Raw genomic sequence first — 15,185 nt, 5'->3', positions numbered from 1 at the left:
GAGCATCGGGCAACAGGCGCGGGGTTCGCACCCTGCGTTTACTCGATGCGAGCGGCTTAGCCGAACAGAACAAACCAACACGGGGCCGAAAGGTCATACCGGGAGGTCAGGAAGCCGATGAGCACCATGCGTGCACCAGCCGTAAACCGCGATGCCGCCATTCCGCTGCAGCCCGCGTCCTTCGATATCTGGGACAAGAAGTACCGCCTGAAGGCCAAGTCGGGCGCGCCGGTCGACGGCAGCGTTGACGAAACCTACCAGCGCGTTGCCCGCGCCCTGTCCGACGTGGAAGCCACGCCGGAACTGCGCGACCACTGGTTCGAGCGTTTCCTGTGGGCGCTGCGCCGCGGTGCCATTCCCGCCGGTCGCATCACCTCCAACGCGGGCGCGCTGGAACACAAGCCGGCCACGTCCACCATCAACTGCACCGTGTCCGGCACCATCCGTGACTCCATGGACGACATCCTGGAGAAGGTGCACGAGGCGGGCCTCACGCTGAAGGCCGGCTGCGGCATCGGCTACGAGTTCAGCACGCTGCGTCCGCGCGGCGCGTACGTGTCGGGCGCCGGTGCCTACACCAGCGGCCCGCTGTCCTTCATGGATATCTACGACAAGATGTGCTTCACCGTCTCCTCCGCTGGCGGTCGCCGCGGTGCGCAGATGGGCACGTTCGACGTCAGCCATCCGGACGTGAAGGAATTCATCCGCGCCAAGCGCGAAGACGGCCGCCTGCGCCAGTTCAACCTGTCCCTGCTGATCACCGACGGCTTCATGCAGGCGGTGGAGCACGACCAGGACTGGCCGCTGGTGTTCCCGGTGCACGTGAAGGAACAGGACGAGGTCGACCTCACCGACAGCACCAAGATCGTGTGGCGCGAATGGGCCACCCACGAGAACTACGTGGAGCGCGAAGACGGCCTGGTGGCCTGCAAGATCTACGGCCACATCCGCGCGCGCCACCTGTGGGACATGATCATGGTGTCCACCTATGACTTTGCCGAGCCGGGTTTCATCCTGATCGACAAGGTCAACGAGATGAACAACAACTGGTGGTGCGAGCACATCCGCGCCACCAACCCCTGCGGCGAGCAGCCCCTGCCGCCGTACGGCTCGTGCCTGCTCGGCTCGATCAACCTGACCACCTTCGTGCGCGACCCCTTCGGCCCCAAGGCCCGCTTCGACTGGGACGAGTACCGCGAAGTGGTCAAGGTGTTCACCCGCATGCTGGACAACGTGGTGGAGATCAACGGCCTGCCGCTGGAGCAGCAGCGCAACGAGATCATCTCCAAGCGTCGCCACGGCATGGGCTTCCTGGGCCTGGGTTCCACCATCACCATGCTCAAGATGCGCTACGGCACCGCCGAATCGGTCAGCTTCACCGAGGACGTCTCGCGTGAAATGGCCGTGGCCGGCTGGGAAGTGGCGCTGGACCTGGCCAAGGAAAAGGGCCCCGCCCCGGTGCTCGCCCGCGACTACACCGTTACCGGCGACATGCTGCGCAAGCGCCCGGAAATGGCCGCCGACGGCTACAAGGTGGGGGATTCCATCCCCGGCCGCGTGCTCCATGCCAAGTACAGCCGCTACATGCAGCGCGTGGCCAGCGTGGCGCCCAACCTGGTGGAACAGCTCGCCGAAACCGGCGCCCGCTTCACCCACCACAGCTCCATCGCGCCCACCGGCACCATCTCCCTGTCCCTGGCCAACAACGCCAGCAACGGCATCGAGCCCAGCTTTGCCCACCATTACTCGCGCAACGTGATCCGCGAAGGCCGCAAGACCAAGGAAAAGGTCGAGGTCTACAGCTACGAGCTGCTGGCCTACCGCGCCCTGATCAACGCCGACGCCATGCCCTTCTCGGACGACCCCAAGTCCAAGCTGCCCGAATACTTCGTGGCCGCCGACGACATCACCCCCAAGGAGCACGTGGATATCCAGGCTGCCTCGCAGCTGTGGATCGACTCCTCCATCTCCAAGACGGCCAACGTCCCCACCGACTACCCGTACGAAGACTTCAAGGACATCTACTTTTACGCCTATAAACAGGGCTTGAAGGGATGCACCACCTTCCGCTTCAACCCGGCGGCGTTCCAGGGCGTGCTCGTCAAAGAGGCCGATCTGGAGAGCACCCTCTACCGCTTCGAATTGGAGGACGGTAGTGTTGTGGAACTGAAAGGCAACGAAGAAGTGGAATACGACGGCGAAATGCACACCGCCGCCAATTTGTTCGATGCCTTGAAGGAAGGGTATTACGGAAAGTTCTAAACTACGTACCGGTTGCCTGGGAACAGGCACCGACCCACTGCCAAGAGCAATACCGAATACCCGGTGGCAAGGCACTCAACACTAGTTCCAGAATCCACGTCGGAGGGGAATACCCGCATGTCCATCGATACTGAGTTTGATGTGAAAGAAGAAATCGTAGCGGTCGTTGACGCGCCGGTCGAAGTGCCCGTGGTCGAAGTGGCCCCGGTCGCCAAGCCCAAGAAGGCACGCGCCAAGAAGAAGGTGGCTGCGGCCAAGAAGGCAGCTCCGGCCAAGAAGGCCGCCAAGAAGGCGGTGAAGAAGGCCGCTGCCAAGAAGACCGTGAAGAAGGCGGTCAAGAAGGCTGCCGCCAAGAAGACCGTGAAGAAGGCCGTCAAGAAGGCAGCCGCCAAGAAGGCCGTGAAGAAGACGGTCAAGAAGGCAGCCGCCAAGAAGGCCGTGAAGAAGGCGGTCAAGAAGGCCGTTGCCAAGAAGTTGGTGAAGAAGGCGGTGAAGAAGGCCGCCGCCAAGAAGGTTGCCAAGAAGGCAGTCCGTAAGGTCAGCAGCAAGAAGGCGGCCACCAAGGCCGTGAAGAAGACGGTCAAGAAGGCCGCCGGTAAGAAGACCGCCGCCAAGGCGGTCAAGAGGTCCACTGCCAGCAAGAAGGCGAGCGTGAAGAAGGCCGTCCGCAAGGTCGCCAAGAAGTCCGCACGCCGTAAGTAAGTAGCACCCGATCCGGCCCGGCGTGCCAACGCCGGGCCGGGTTGTTTCCGCGACGCGAGCCGCCTGCACCACCCGAACCACAAGAACCTCAACCTCCCAACCCGTCATTCCTGCGAAAGCAGGAATCCAGCGCCTTCCCTGCCAGTCAGGCGAGCGGCCAGGAAACGACGGGGAGCCGCATGGGGTTCCACCAAGAGAACCACACCATGGCGATCAAGATCGAAAAGAAGATCAAGGGCTACAACGTCGTCAAGCCCGAGGACAAGGCCGCGTCCGCCGCCGCACCCGCCGCCCAGCCGGCCGCCCCCAAAGAGGCGCCCAAGGCGGAAGTCATCCAGATGCACGAGAGCCTGGAGCGCCCCGAAACGCTCGTCGGCTCCACCTACAAGATCAAGTCGCCGCTGTTCGAACACGCGTTGTACGTCACCGTCAACGACATCGTGCTCAACGCCGGCACCCCGCACGAACAGCGCCGCCCCTTCGAGATCTTCATCAACTCGAAGAACATGGACCACTTCCAGTGGATCGTGGCGCTTACCCGCATCATCTCCGCCGTGTTCCGCAAGGGCGGCGACGTCACCTTCCTGGTGGAAGAGATGAAGGCCGTGTTCGACCCCCGCGGCGGCTACTTCAAGGCCGGCGGCATCTACATGCCCAGCATCGTCGCCGAGATCGGCGCGGTGATTGAGCAGCACATGAAGACCATCGGCCTGATCCACGACCCGGAGATGGACGAATCCACCCGCAAGCTCATCGCCGAAAAGCGCGCCGCCTATGAAGCCGCCGCCACCGGCAAGAGCGCCGCGCCGGCTGCTGCCTCCGAGGCCCAGCCCGAATCCAATGCCAGCGGCTTCCCGCCCGGCGCCACCCTCTGCGCCAAGTGCAACACCCAGGCGCTGGTGCTGATGGATGGGTGCCAGACTTGTTTGAATTGTGGGTATAGCAAGTGCGGTTAAAGCCAATCTGATTGGAGTCGAATTGAAAAAGGTGACTGCTTGCAGTCACCTTTTTTTCGTGCCCAAGTGAGCGTTCGGGCCCAGGAAATATTGGATTTACTTAGCGATCAATTCAAGGGAGAGAGCAGATGGCACACGAAGTAACGATGGATATTTCGACGAAGTTTGTGCTTCATAAGGACGTCAAAGTCGAAGTCAAAAAGGACGGCAGCAAGCTTGGTACGGTATTAATCAGTAAGGGAAATATTGAGTGGCTGCCGGCCGGTAACTCGGTAAATAAGAAGCGCCTTTCATGGGCCAAGTTCGCCGAGTTGATGAATCAGCATGGTGGGTCGGTCCGCACCGGCAAGTAGTCGATACGGAATTGCCTAGATTTTCTGGCTTTTCGTCCTTGCCGCGTTGGAGTGTGAGAGTCGGTAGCGATGATGTACTGGTGACTTTGACGAGCTCATGCCATGCGTGAGCGAGGGGGAGTTCTGGGAAGAAAGAAAGTACCTTCGAATATGCCTTTGGAGCCTGAGGATCGAGTGGCTGAGATGCTTTCAGCGATTACTCGCGACACACGGCTGGAGTTTGCCTTAGTGGCTTTGGATCTCGCACAAGAGGCATTGCAAGAGGCATTGGATCTGACTACCGAGCTACAGAGCGGCTATGTTCCCGATGTTATTGGCTTGGATGACAAGATAAGTTCCGCTTTGGATGCGATAGACGAGGTTGCGAGTGACAACTTCTCTGTCGTGACTAGCAACAAAATGATGAGTTATGTCATTCGGCAGGTAGAGGCAGCCAAGCGCCCCACGCGGAAGAAATAACAAATCAGGGGTCCAAGTCAGGGGTCCAAATCAGAGGTCCAAATCAGGGGCCAGAGTGCACTTTTTTCAGTAAACGGCTTCTGACGCCTGTTTTGGATTTGCCGTCAGAAGCCCAATGGGGATACCCGAGGTGTCGATACAGATCGGCATGCCTCTCCTTGCACATCGGATTTACCCAAACATAAACGGGGTAACTGGATGGATGATCAAGTGTCCTCTGTGCTGAACGGCCCAGGGCCTTCCATCACTCTATTAGTCGGTGAGAACGGTGCCGGAAAGAGCTTCCGCCTTGCCGAACTTGCGGAGAAACTCAGCGCCCACGAGCGTGTGATTGCCATCGGCAATACGCCGTTTAGCCGTGCTACCGATGCACAGAGAGCGGTTTTCGCCGATGAGCGTCCTGGCCAAGGCTGACTTAGGTGGGGCAACCCCGGTCGTCATGGTTCCAGCTGCCGCGTGGGCGGGAATACGCTTTGAAGTCTGGCATGCGTTCATCGACAGTCCTTTGTGAGCAGGGGGGGACGATTGAGCGATTTCTGTCAGGTGCCCTGTCCAAAAGTCACCGGCTGGGCAAACTGATTTCAATCGGAAGCCTCCGAAAGCAAGCGGCTTTCAGTCGAGAGTGGGCGGAACAAATGGGCGGACCACTTCCGTTCTCGGGTGTCGGAAATCGGCAAGAAAGTGGTCAAGCAAGAAAAGGATGCGGAGTGCTATTTTTCAGAAACGCGTCCGGACCGCTTTTTCTTCGAATGAAAAGAACGCTCTCCTTGCTGCTCACCGCCATCGCCTTCATCGCCGTGCCCTTATGGGGCCACCTGCAGGGCGATGCCATTGCCCGCGCTCAGAAGCAGGCTCACGGGGTCGCTTGCGGCATGCCGGTGCTCGGCATCCTGTTGGATACCTTGTTTCTGTCAGGGATGATTTCGCTGGTGGCGCTGGTGTTGGCCGTGCTCGCCTATTGGAAGCTGGCGCGGCCACGTCCTGTCTTGCGTGCGGTGGAGCTGGTGGTGGTGGCTCTGCCGGCGCTGCTGGCGGTGGTTGTCGTCGTTGGGTTGGGGGTAACGGGCGGCTGACCGGGTTTCGGTGCGTGCGCCGTTGGCGCGCCATGCCGGGCGTCGGGCCCGGGCTGCCCATCGGGCTCGACGGGCCCCCTCGGAGAGGGGGCGGGTCTTCTATCCGGGAAGTGGGTTCGCCCTTGGTTCCTTTCTGATCGCATCTACGCTGACGCGTACCGGATTCCCCAAAAGGAAATGGGCGGCCCTTGGGTGGCCGCCCATCTGTCCATCAAGCCGTGCTGACTAGGCTGGTGGTGCTCCGCCAGTAGGGCGGTCGCTCGCTCCGTGGAGACCTGCTTTTCTCTCGGGAGCAGGGTCAGATTAGGCGAGTGATCGTTTGTTACTCATTGAGGGAACCTTTAGAAGTCGTAAAAAACCGCTGTTTCCGCAAAAAAGTTCTGAGGCGAAAAGGGTGGGCCCGTGGAACGGGCTGCGTTCCTTTCCTGGTGCTTTCTGCTCGCCGCTAAAGGTTCACCACGTACAGGGCGAGACATGCCACCAGCATGAGGCAGGCCGCACCATGGATGATCAGCAGGAACGCGGCGCTACCCTCGCTGCGCCTACGCCATGAGCGCCACCCGAGAACGCCGGACACGATGGCAAGCGCCACCACGAAGGTCAGCGTGGGGAGGTCGGTGGGGCCAAATCGGGCCGGCGCGGTTTGCGGCGCGGCGATCATCGAGAACAGCACCATCGATGCCATTACCAGCGCGGCCATGGCCAGGACAACGTTGGCGATGCTGCGTAAGGAATGAGTCGCCGTGATCACGGGGTTTCTCCTGGGTCTCGCGCGACCGGGGTGCCGTAAGGGCAGCCGGTCGGCAGCCTTTGGCATCGTGCAAAGGCTCAGGAAAACGACGCAATCAGAAGGGGCTGAGAAACGGGGGTGCTGGCGGGCGCCGGTCCACTTCCGGCTTTGGAAAGTGAACCCGGCACCTAGCCGGTTTTGTTACTTCGGCGCCCCGGCCGGCGCTGGCACCAGCACATCGTCATCCTTGCTCCACGCCGGCGTGGTGATGGCGTAGAACTTCAGCACTTCGCCCTTGCTGGCGCGGATGGAGCGGACCACGGCCGGCGGAATCAGGATGTAGTCGCCGGGGCCGACGGCGTGGGCGGTGTTGCCGGTCCAGACGTCGCCGTGACCTTGCAGGATAAAGAAGGATTCTTCGCCGGCTTTGTTGTGGCTCCATGCGCTGGCGTGGCCCGGGTCGAGCTCGAACAGGGCCACGCTGCCCAGCGTGGAGCGGGCACCGGCCGGCGCCGCGCGCCCGGTCAGTTCTTTCAGCCTCACACCTTCGGATACCTGCACGGCAGGCAAGGTATCGGGCGAGATGACCTTGGGCGCGTCCGCTGCCCGGGCTGCATTTGACGCCACCGCGCCGGTGGCTGCCATGGCGGCGAGCAGGGGGTAGAGCAAGAGTCGATTCGTCATGGGAAACCTGCGCCTGAGTATTGCGTGGGGGGCTGGAGAATAGCGAAACCGGTGAGGTGAAAAAGTACCGGCGGGTTTTGACTGTCGGCCTTGCGGGTGCGTTCTTTCTGGTCATGTGGCGGGCGGTATATGGCCCCGTACCGTTTCCCGGCGCATTCACGCGGTCACTCCATACACGGGGGCATGGTTGGGTTTCCCGGTGCAGAAGGGGCATCCCATGACACGGCCAAAGGCACACGCTCAGGTGACCGTTTCCAAGAACGGCCCCTATCTGGTGGTGGGCGATATCGCGCTGGCGAAACAGACCACCGTCGCCGATGCCGAGGGCGGTTCGCAGGCATGGGAGGAAGGCCCGCCGCTGGAACACGCCGCCACTTATGCGCTGTGTCGCTGCGGTCACTCGAAGTCCAAGCCGTTCTGCGATGGCTCGCACCAGAAGGTGGGCTTTGACGGCACGGAAACGGCACCACGCGAGCCGTACCTGGATCAGGCGAAGGTGATGAACGGGCCTGTGCATGCACTGACGGACGTGGAAAACCTCTGCGCGTTCGCCCGCTACTGCGATCCCAACGGGCAGGTGTGGAGCCAGGTTGCCGACACGGAAAACCCGCAGGTGCGCGAGAACTTCCTTCGCCAGGTCAACCGGTGTCCCTCCGGCCGCCTGGTGGCGTGGGACAGGAGCACCGGCGAGCCCGTGGAAAATCCACTGCCGGTGTCCATTGGGCTGATCGAAGATCCGGTGGAAAAGTGCAGCGGGCCACTATGGCTGCGCGGTGGTATCCCCGTGATCGCCGCCGACGGTTTCGCCTATGAAGTGCGCAACCGCGTCACGCTGTGTCGTTGCGGGCAATCGAAGAACAAGCCCTTCTGCGATGGCACGCATGCGGCGATTCATTTCAGGGATTGAGCCACGCGGGCGGGAACGCCTTGGTGCTGCCTTGCCGCTTTTCCCGCGTCGCCTGGCCGTACGCCAGTGGCGGCCGCCGTGCTACCGCACCTTTTCTACGCGGGAGTAGCCTGCGCTTCTTCCTGTCGAGTTCGGCATCGCCACCCGGAGCGTCCCATGCGGCTGCTGTTTGGCTTTCTCGTTCTTCTGGGCACGTGGCTGGCGGTCGCGCCCGCGCGGGCCAGTGCGGATATCCAGCGCCTCTACGTGTTTGGTGACAGCTACTCCGACATGGGGGCGGGGTTCCTGGCGGGTAACGGGCCTACGTCGGTGGCCTACCTGGCGAAGCGCCTGAATCTGCCGTTGCGGCATTCGCGGGAAAAGGACGCCGATGAGGGAAGTATCGATTTCGCCGTGGCGGGTGCGGCCACCGGCCTCAATCCCGGCGTGAATACAAATGGCCTGCTGCTGGAAGTGGGCATGATCAATCAGGTGCAGGACTTTGCAGCGCGGGTGCGCGGCAAGGCGATTACCTTTGATCCGGACACCACGCTGTTCTTCATCGCGGGCGGCCTCAATGATGACAAGACGCCACTTGATGTCTCCGTGGCGAATATCACTCGGCAGATCACGTTGCTGAAGTCGGTGGGGGCGCGTCATGTCGTACTGGCGTTGCTGCCCGTGAAAGTGCCGGACTTTGCCGAGGCGGCGAAGCGGCTCAATCCTGCTTACGAAAAGCTGGTGCCGGCATTGCGTGGGCAGCTGGGCATCGACATCCGGCTCAGCCAGTGGGGGCGTTATATCGACGAGATCATCAGTCACCCGCAGGCTTATGGCATCACCAACACCAGCGACCCGTGCGCCTTCAGCGTGGAGCTGGGCGAGAAGAAGGCGCCACCCTGCGCCGATCCCAGGACGTATTTCTATTACTACACCGGTCACCCGTCGAGCTGGGTGAATCAGCGGGTGGGCGACAAGCTGTACGACGAGATCGTCAAAGGATGAATGGCCGCGTGGAGACGGCGCGCGTCTCGACCTGATGATTGCGACGGGTTATCACGTTGACCTTTCGGCGATCTGCGGGACAACTCCACGACCGCTTCCAGCGATGTGGTGAAGTTCCATGCGCTGACCAGCCAGTAAAAGGGCATGTTGGTCGCCCGGAAAGTCATCTGGCGTACGCCTCGCCTGGCATCCTGGAAGCCTCTGCGCCTATGCTGGACGGCCCCGCATCAGGCCGTTCCCATGACTCAGACCATGTTGTTTCCCTACGCGGGCACCCTCGCTGCACTGGAGCAATCCGGTGATGCGGCATCGTTGGGCCTGGGAACGGCCGCACTGCTCATTCCTGTGCTCAAGGCCTATAAGGCCACGCTGCAGGCCGCCTTCGATACCACGCTGGCGGCGGATGAGCTTCGTAAATTCCAGAAGTACGCGAAGCCGGGCAGGCCCTCCGCGCACATCGTGCAGCTGCGGCAGAGGCAGGCGGCAGCGCGGCAGGCAACCAGCATTGCGCGTCAGGGGTTGATCAAGGCGGCCGCTGCCTTTGTGCGGGATGCCGGCATCCATGTGCCGGAGAAGCTTCCGCTTGATGAGTTCATGGTTGGCTGGATAGCCGGCAACGTGCCGACGGATCCGGACGCGTCCGCGTGAGGTGCCAGGCGGTGCGGTGAGCGCCGCTTAGCTGGCTTGCGCCTACGGCGAGGCCGCTGCCGGACATTCACGCCCCTTCATGCGTGAATCGCAGACGGTCACCTTGTCCAGATAGCTCGACCACTGCGCGACCTTTGCCTGGTCCGGCACATAGCGGAAGTTCACCTGGATGACATACACGCTGTCGCGCCCCGTGATCATCTTGATCAGGGCGATGTTCGGCTTGCTGCTGGTGCTGCGAAAGCGGCAGGACTGCACCCACACGTTGATGGGGTAGCCGTTCTGCTCGCCATCCATGGCGTAGTCGACGCCCGTCTTGTCGCACGAACCTTGCCACTCGCGTTCCAGCTCGCCGCGATAGGCCATGAACGAGGTGGCCTTCGGGTTGTAGAAAATTTGCGTGGTGAGCATCTCGGTCCAGTGGGCGCCCGTCTGGTCGTCAGGCACCAGTTGCACCAGCCCGGCCGCCTTTGTGTTGTCGCGACCAACGATGCGGAAGTGCGGCGGGACCGCCTGAATAAGGCGTTCCCCCTCCGCATCGGCCAGCGCGGACGACGTCCACACGGCACCACACAGGGCAGCAACGCCTATCAGCGTTTTGGCAGCACAACGGGAGAAAGTCTGGGTCGTCATGTTCATGGGAATCGGCGCATGTGTTTTCGCCAGCGCAGCATGGCGCCCGTCGCCGTCCATCCACTACAAGACCTTTCTTAAAAACACCCACCCGTCTCCGGGTGCCCGTAGCCCGGATGAAGCGAAGCGAGAATCCGGGAGAACCTTGCGAGCACCGTTGGTCTTCGCGATGTCTATTCCCAGTCGAGCGTGTCGCCGGCGTGTTCCCGGATTCCGCCGTTGGCTCCATCCGGGCTACGACACACGTCGCCCGGATGAAGCCCCGCCCGTAGCCCGGATGAAGCGAAGCGAGAATCCGGGAGAACCTCGCGAGCACCGTTGGTCTTCGCGATGCCAATTCCCAGGCGAGCGACTCGCCAGCGTGTTCCCGGATTGCGCCGTTGGCTTCATCCGGGCTACAAGAACCCTAGTCCAGACGGAGCGCCGCGCAAATCGGCAAGTCACCCGTAGCCCGGATGAAGCGAAGCGAGAATCCGGGAGAACCTTGCGAGCACCGTTGGTCTTCGCGATGCCAATTCCCAGTCGAGCGTGTCGCCAGCGTGTTCCCGGATTGCGCCGTTGGCTCCATCCGGGCTACCACACACGTCGCCCGGATGAAGCCCAGCCCGTAGCCCGGATGAAGCGCAGCGAGAATCCGGGAGAACCTTGCGAGCACCATGGGTCTTCGCGATGCCTGTTCCCAGGCGAGCGACTCGCCAGCGTGTTCCCGGATTGCGCCGTTGGCTCCATCCGGGCTACGACACTCGTCGTCCGGATGGAGAATCCGCCAGCTCAGGTACGCGAAATGGATGCGCCACCATCCACCAACGATGCGGTGCCGGTGACAAAGGCCGAATCATCGGAGGCGAAGTACAGCACCGAACGGGCCAGTTCTTCCGGCGTGGCCACGCGCTTGAGGGCGTGCAGGTTGGTGACGAAGGCCTGCGATTCGGCGGTGTTGTTCATGTCGCGATACATGTCGGTATCGACAGCGCCGGGCAGCACGGCATTCACACGAACGCCCTGCGGGCCGAACTCCGCCGCCAGTGCCTGGGTCAGGCCGATGAGGCCGGATTTGCTGGCCGCATAGGCGGCAACGCCGGGGAACGCAAAGGAATGGCCGACGAAGGTGGAGGTGAAGATCACCGATCCCCCGCCGTTCTTCGTCATCTGCGCAATCTGGTGCTTGGCGCCGAGGAACGAGCCGGTGAGGTTGATGGCCAGCGTGTCGGTCCAGCCGGCTTCGCTGACGCCGGTGCTGGCGCCGGCTTCACCCAAGGTGCCGGCGTTGTTGAAGGCGATATCCAGCTTGCCGAAGCGGGAGACGGCGGTGTCGACCAGCGCCTTCGCGTAATCCTCCGAACGGACGTCGCCGGCCACGGCCACGGCCGTGCCGCCGGCCGCTTCGATTTCCTTCACCAGCGATTGCAGCTCGGCATCGCGGCGCGCGCCCAGCACCACGCGGGCGCCTTCGGCGGCGAAAAGTTTTGCGGTGGCCCGGCCAATGCCGGAGCTGGCGCCCGTGATCAGTGCAACCTTGCCATTGAGGCGTGACATATGATTTTCTCCAAGGGGTTGATGGTGGACGCCGGTTGGCACCGTTGGAGAAAAGCTTGCGCCGGCAGCCGTGGAATGACGTGCGGTGGCGGCGACGCGAACGTTCGGTTTCATCGAACGAGTGGGGCGGGCGCGGGCTTCACGCGGTTTGGACGGTGTCGGGCGGATATCGGTGGTTGGACTTCCTTCCAGGGGATGATCGCAATGAGTGAGAAGTGGAACGCCAATGACCCGTCCCGTCGCCACTTCTTGCGAACGGCAGGGTGGCTGGGCTCGCTCGGTGCCCTGGGTGGCGCCAAGGCCTTCGCGGCCGAGCCGGCGACCACGCAATTGCCTTTCGCCAACGGCGAGCGCGAACTGACGCGTGAGTTTCCGCAGAAGGGCGAGATGCTGTTGCTGCGTACGCGTCCGCCGATGCTGGAAACGCCGTTCGACGTGTTTGACCAGGGTGTGTTCACGCCGAACAATCGCTTCTTCGTGCGCTGGCATCTGGCGTATGTGCCCACGCAGATCGATGCGGACAGCTTCCGCCTGAATCTGCACGGCCAGGTGGGCAAGTCGCTCAGCTTCAGCCTCAAGGAATTGATGAGCGATTTTGAAACGGTGGAACTGGCCGCCGTCAATCAATGCTCGGGCAATTCCCGCGGCCTGTTCCATCCTCGCGTTGCCGGCGGGCAGTGGGCGAATGGCGCCATGGGCTGCGCGCGCTGGACCGGCGTGCGCCTGAAGGATCTGCTGGACAAGGCCGGCGTGAATCCTGCCGCGGTGCAGGTGCGCTTCAAGGGCATGGACAGCGGCGCGCTGCCGGCCACACCCGATTTCCTGAAGTCGCTGGATATCGACCATGCGCGCGATGGTGAGGTGATGGTGGCGTGGGGCATGAATGGCGAACAGTTGCCGCTGCTCAACGGGTTTCCGCTGCGCCTGGTCGTGCCCGGCTGGTATTCCACCTACTGGGTGAAGATGCTCAACGACATCGAAGTGCTCGACAAGGCAGACGCGAACTTCTGGATGGCCAAGGCCTACATGATTCCGGATACGCCGCATGCCAGCATCGTGCCGGGGCAGACGGGCGTCAAAAACGTACCGATCAACCGCCTGGTGCCGCGCTCCTTCATTACCAATCTTCGTGATGGCGACAAGGTGCTCGCCGGCCATGCCACGCCGGTGCGCGGTATTGCCTTCGGTGGTGACGCCGGCGTGGCGAAAGTGCTGTGGTCGAACGATGGCGGCGCGCACTGGCAGGAATCCACGCTGGAGCAGGATTACGGCAAGTACAGCTTCCGTCGCTGGCATGCGCAGTACACGCCCAAGGCCAGGGGCGACAACACGCTGATGGTGAAGGCCATCAACACCAATGGCGTGGAGCAGCCCATGGAGGCCAACTGGAACCCCGGTGGCTTCATGCGCAACGTGGTTGAATCCATCAAAGTGCAGGTGGCCTGACATGAAAACCATGCATGCCATCGCCTTGTTGACCTTGCTGGGTGGGGTGCTGCCGGTGTCGGCAGCCACGCCGTCGAAGACACCGGCGCCGATCGCCATTCACTCGGTGTCGGTGGATCTGCCAGCTAGCACAGCCTCGTTTCCGCCGGGACCGGGTTCGGATATCGCCGGCAAATGCCTGATCTGCCATTCGGCCGGCATGGTGCTCAAGCAGCCCCTGCTGACACAGGCCGAGTGGACGGCGGAGATCAACAAGATGAGGACCGCGTACGGCGCGCCGATTGAAGACAGTGAGGTAGCTACGCTGAGTACCTACCTCACCAAGGTCAACGCCGACCAGCAGACGAAGTAACCGGCCCGTTGCGGCGCCGGTTGCCGCGTCGCGTCTAACGGGTGTTGCTCTTGTCCACGCTGCGGTCGCGCGCCCATGTCATGCGCACCAGCGTGTTGTCCCGCTGCACGACATGGTGGTAAAGCGCGGCAGCGGCGTGGGCGATGGCAAGCCACATCAGCACGTTGCCGACGGTTTCGTGGATGTCCTCGATGCGGTGTGCAAGCGCGGTATCAGGATCGCTCAGGGTGGGCAGCGGCAGGCCGGCGAAGCTCCACTCCTTGCCGGCGTAGAACATCATCGCCACGCCCAGCAGCGGTACCAGCAGGGTGAGTACGTAGAGCGCGCCGTGCATCAGGCGGGCCGCCACCATCTGCCAGCGCGGCGGTGGCGGCGAAATGGGCGGTACCTTGCCTTGTCGATGCAGCGCCAGACGCACCAAGGACAGCAGCAGCACGCTGAGCCCGAACTGGGTGTGGGACCACTTCACCAGCGCGCGCTCCGACGATCCCTTGGGCAGCCAGCCCTTGAGCTCGATGGAGAGCAGGGCCAGTGCCACCAGCGCGGCAATAAGCCAATGGAGAAAGCGTTGCGACGAGGCGTAGCGTGTCGTGGTCATGAAGTGCGGCCATGCGGTGGGGAAAGGACGCCGTTCATCGGCGACGGGTATTGCATCTCCACCATGCCTGCCCGTTGATCATCGGCAAGTGTAGGGTTGTCGCGGAGGCCTGCGCTGGATCAATCGCAAAGGGGCCGCACCGGCACGGCTCAGCGCTCCAGGTGATAGTAGACGTCGGTGCTCCTTAGCCAGCGCACGAGCTCGTGGTCCCTGGTGAGGTAGTCCACCTGCAGCCAGTCGCCCTGAAGGTTCTGGATGGCCACGGGGTCGTGATTCACCAGATAGGCGGTGGTGGCCGAGCTGTCCGACGCATCGGTATGGAGCACGGCGCGGGGTTTGCTCACATAACCCACCATGCGCCACGGGCGTGTGGAACCCAGCTTCACGACATCGCCGCTGAGCAGGGACGGCACCGGGCAGTTGGGCAGGTAGGAGCGGTTGCCGGTGACGCCGTTCACCGTCACCGTCCACGCGCCATCGGGCCGTTGCTTGAGCGACACACCGGCGACGAATTCATCGTCCGGGTGTTGGGCGGAGAGTTCCATGGTGTCGGGCGCGGTCAGCTTGCCGGAAAGGAAAAAGCGGCAGGTCTGGTCGACCTCGGTTTCTGCGGGGCGCGGGTAGGGGTTGTCGTAGTAGCCCGTGACCTTGTTGTCATCGAAGGCCAGGTACAGCGTGCGGTGCACCAGCACCACGCCATCGGCCGCGCGCTGCTGGATCTGGTAGATGCCGGAGGGAGGGTTCGGCGGCTGTGACGCGGTCTCCGCGTGCGATGGCTGCGGTGTCGCGGTGACGGCCAACGTGATGGCAATGACGAGGTGGCGTGCCATGACGTCCTGCAGTGTCCGACGCTGGCGCGTGG

18 protein-coding genes are annotated in these 15,185 nt (G+C 62.5%); 12 read left to right on the top strand and 6 right to left on the bottom strand.

Annotation, left to right across the window (positions count from 1 at the left end):
• Nucleotides 1–117 precede the first annotated feature (117 nt).
• The 7 genes from H8F01_RS07165 to H8F01_RS07135 all read left to right on the top strand — a co-directional run bounded on the left by H8F01_RS07165 (nt 118) and on the right by H8F01_RS07135 (nt 5,805).
• Nucleotides 118–2,262 carry an adenosylcobalamin-dependent ribonucleoside-diphosphate reductase gene (locus H8F01_RS07165; protein WP_187058320.1) on the top strand — a complete coding sequence of 715 codons (2,145 nt, stop codon included), beginning with the start codon at nt 118–120 and terminating at the stop codon, nt 2,260–2,262.
• 63 nt (nt 2,263–2,325) lie between these two features.
• Nucleotides 2,326–2,964: a histidine biosynthesis protein HisIE gene (locus H8F01_RS07160; RefSeq protein ID WP_238481181.1), complete on the top strand. Its 639-nt coding sequence runs from the start codon at nt 2,326–2,328 to the stop codon at nt 2,962–2,964.
• Nucleotides 2,965–3,170: 206 nt separating this feature from the next.
• Entirely contained in the window at nt 3,171–3,920 is a 750-nt protein-coding gene (locus H8F01_RS07155) for a TSCPD domain-containing protein (protein WP_187059196.1), read from the top strand.
• 128 nt (nt 3,921–4,048) lie between these two features.
• Complete coding sequence (locus H8F01_RS07150; RefSeq protein ID WP_187058318.1) at nt 4,049–4,273, top strand: hypothetical protein; 225 nt, start codon at nt 4,049–4,051, stop codon at nt 4,271–4,273.
• A 174-nt stretch (nt 4,274–4,447) separates the two neighbouring features.
• Complete coding sequence (locus H8F01_RS07145) at nt 4,448–4,732, top strand: hypothetical protein (RefSeq protein WP_187058317.1); 285 nt, start codon at nt 4,448–4,450, stop codon at nt 4,730–4,732.
• Nucleotides 4,733–4,930: 198 nt separating this feature from the next.
• A complete protein-coding gene (locus H8F01_RS07140) occupies nt 4,931–5,146 on the top strand; it encodes an ATP-binding protein (RefSeq protein ID WP_187058316.1) in 216 nt (71 codons plus the stop codon).
• A gap of 353 nt (nt 5,147–5,499) precedes the next feature.
• Nucleotides 5,500–5,805 (top strand): hypothetical protein, encoded by a 306-nt coding sequence (locus H8F01_RS07135; protein ID WP_187058315.1) that lies wholly within the window; start codon nt 5,500–5,502, stop codon nt 5,803–5,805.
• A 445-nt stretch (nt 5,806–6,250) separates the two neighbouring features.
• Here H8F01_RS07135 and H8F01_RS07130 read toward each other — a convergent pair whose 3' ends face one another.
• A complete protein-coding gene (locus tag H8F01_RS07130) occupies nt 6,251–6,556 on the bottom strand; it encodes a hypothetical protein (protein WP_187058314.1) in 306 nt (101 codons plus the stop codon).
• A gap of 180 nt (nt 6,557–6,736) precedes the next feature.
• Entirely contained in the window at nt 6,737–7,219 is a 483-nt protein-coding gene (locus tag H8F01_RS07125) for a cupin domain-containing protein (protein WP_187058313.1), read from the bottom strand.
• A gap of 244 nt (nt 7,220–7,463) precedes the next feature.
• On the opposite strand from H8F01_RS07125, the gene H8F01_RS07120 reads away from it, so the two are divergent.
• From H8F01_RS07120 to H8F01_RS07110, 3 genes are all read left to right on the top strand, one after another.
• Nucleotides 7,464–8,126 (top strand): CDGSH iron-sulfur domain-containing protein, encoded by a 663-nt coding sequence (locus tag H8F01_RS07120; protein WP_222615732.1) that lies wholly within the window; start codon nt 7,464–7,466, stop codon nt 8,124–8,126.
• Nucleotides 8,127–8,282: 156 nt separating this feature from the next.
• The gene (locus H8F01_RS07115) at nt 8,283–9,110 is read left to right on the top strand and encodes an SGNH/GDSL hydrolase family protein (RefSeq protein WP_187058311.1); all 828 of its coding nucleotides are present in this window, start codon (nt 8,283–8,285) and stop codon (nt 9,108–9,110) included.
• Nucleotides 9,111–9,350: 240 nt separating this feature from the next.
• Nucleotides 9,351–9,758 carry a hypothetical protein gene (locus tag H8F01_RS07110; protein ID WP_187058310.1) on the top strand — a complete coding sequence of 136 codons (408 nt, stop codon included), beginning with the start codon at nt 9,351–9,353 and terminating at the stop codon, nt 9,756–9,758.
• A gap of 42 nt (nt 9,759–9,800) precedes the next feature.
• On the opposite strand, the gene H8F01_RS07105 is transcribed toward H8F01_RS07110, so the two are convergent.
• Together H8F01_RS07105 and H8F01_RS07100 are read right to left on the bottom strand one after the other, a co-directional pair.
• Nucleotides 9,801–10,391 carry a hypothetical protein gene (locus H8F01_RS07105; protein ID WP_187058309.1) on the bottom strand — a complete coding sequence of 197 codons (591 nt, stop codon included), beginning with the start codon at nt 10,389–10,391 and terminating at the stop codon, nt 9,801–9,803.
• Nucleotides 10,392–11,162: 771 nt separating this feature from the next.
• Nucleotides 11,163–11,927, bottom strand: coding sequence for an SDR family oxidoreductase (locus tag H8F01_RS07100; RefSeq protein ID WP_187058308.1), 765 nt, complete (start codon nt 11,925–11,927; stop codon nt 11,163–11,165).
• A 204-nt stretch (nt 11,928–12,131) separates the two neighbouring features.
• On the opposite strand from H8F01_RS07100, the gene sorA reads away from it, so the two are divergent.
• A complete protein-coding gene (gene sorA, locus H8F01_RS07095; RefSeq protein ID WP_187058307.1) occupies nt 12,132–13,373 on the top strand; it encodes a SorA family sulfite dehydrogenase catalytic subunit in 1,242 nt (413 codons plus the stop codon).
• Nucleotide 13,374: 1 nt separating this feature from the next.
• On the top strand, nt 13,375–13,725 hold the full coding sequence (locus H8F01_RS07090) for a cytochrome c (protein ID WP_187058306.1): 351 nt from the start codon (nt 13,375–13,377) through the stop codon (nt 13,723–13,725).
• A 34-nt stretch (nt 13,726–13,759) separates the two neighbouring features.
• Here H8F01_RS07090 and H8F01_RS07085 read toward each other — a convergent pair whose 3' ends face one another.
• Together H8F01_RS07085 and H8F01_RS07080 are read right to left on the bottom strand one after the other, a co-directional pair.
• Complete coding sequence (locus H8F01_RS07085) at nt 13,760–14,323, bottom strand: cytochrome b (RefSeq protein WP_187058305.1); 564 nt, start codon at nt 14,321–14,323, stop codon at nt 13,760–13,762.
• 149 nt (nt 14,324–14,472) lie between these two features.
• Complete coding sequence (locus tag H8F01_RS07080) at nt 14,473–15,153, bottom strand: FHA domain-containing protein (protein ID WP_187058304.1); 681 nt, start codon at nt 15,151–15,153, stop codon at nt 14,473–14,475.
• Nucleotides 15,154–15,185 lie beyond the last annotated feature (32 nt).

It is taken from the genome of Dyella telluris, assembly GCF_014297575.1.
Classification (GTDB): domain Bacteria; phylum Pseudomonadota; class Gammaproteobacteria; order Xanthomonadales; family Rhodanobacteraceae; genus Dyella; species Dyella telluris.
Note: the sequence above shows the minus strand (reverse complement) of the source record. Positions and strands in the feature narration are given on the sequence as shown.

What these genes read in the sequence shown, in the direction of transcription:
- H8F01_RS07165 (WP_187058320.1), top strand. Translation starts at nt 118, where the DNA reads ATGAGCACCATGCGTGCACCAGCCGTAAACCGCGATGCCGCCATTCCG.
- H8F01_RS07155 (WP_187059196.1), top strand. Translation starts at nt 3,171, where the DNA reads ATGGCGATCAAGATCGAAAAGAAGATCAAGGGCTACAACGTCGTCAAG.
- H8F01_RS07150 (WP_187058318.1), top strand. Translation starts at nt 4,049, where the DNA reads ATGGCACACGAAGTAACGATGGATATTTCGACGAAGTTTGTGCTTCAT.
- H8F01_RS07140 (WP_187058316.1), top strand. Translation starts at nt 4,931, where the DNA reads ATGGATGATCAAGTGTCCTCTGTGCTGAACGGCCCAGGGCCTTCCATC.
- H8F01_RS07125 (WP_187058313.1), bottom strand. Translation starts at nt 7,219, where the DNA reads ATGACGAATCGACTCTTGCTCTACCCCCTGCTCGCCGCCATGGCAGCC.
- H8F01_RS07115 (WP_187058311.1), top strand. Translation starts at nt 8,283, where the DNA reads ATGCGGCTGCTGTTTGGCTTTCTCGTTCTTCTGGGCACGTGGCTGGCG.
- H8F01_RS07110 (WP_187058310.1), top strand. Translation starts at nt 9,351, where the DNA reads ATGACTCAGACCATGTTGTTTCCCTACGCGGGCACCCTCGCTGCACTG.
- H8F01_RS07105 (WP_187058309.1), bottom strand. Translation starts at nt 10,391, where the DNA reads ATGACGACCCAGACTTTCTCCCGTTGTGCTGCCAAAACGCTGATAGGC.
- H8F01_RS07100 (WP_187058308.1), bottom strand. Translation starts at nt 11,927, where the DNA reads ATGTCACGCCTCAATGGCAAGGTTGCACTGATCACGGGCGCCAGCTCC.
- sorA (WP_187058307.1), top strand. Translation starts at nt 12,132, where the DNA reads ATGAGTGAGAAGTGGAACGCCAATGACCCGTCCCGTCGCCACTTCTTG.
- H8F01_RS07090 (WP_187058306.1), top strand. Translation starts at nt 13,375, where the DNA reads ATGAAAACCATGCATGCCATCGCCTTGTTGACCTTGCTGGGTGGGGTG.
- H8F01_RS07085 (WP_187058305.1), bottom strand. Translation starts at nt 14,323, where the DNA reads ATGACCACGACACGCTACGCCTCGTCGCAACGCTTTCTCCATTGGCTT.
- H8F01_RS07080 (WP_187058304.1), bottom strand. Translation starts at nt 15,153, where the DNA reads ATGGCACGCCACCTCGTCATTGCCATCACGTTGGCCGTCACCGCGACA.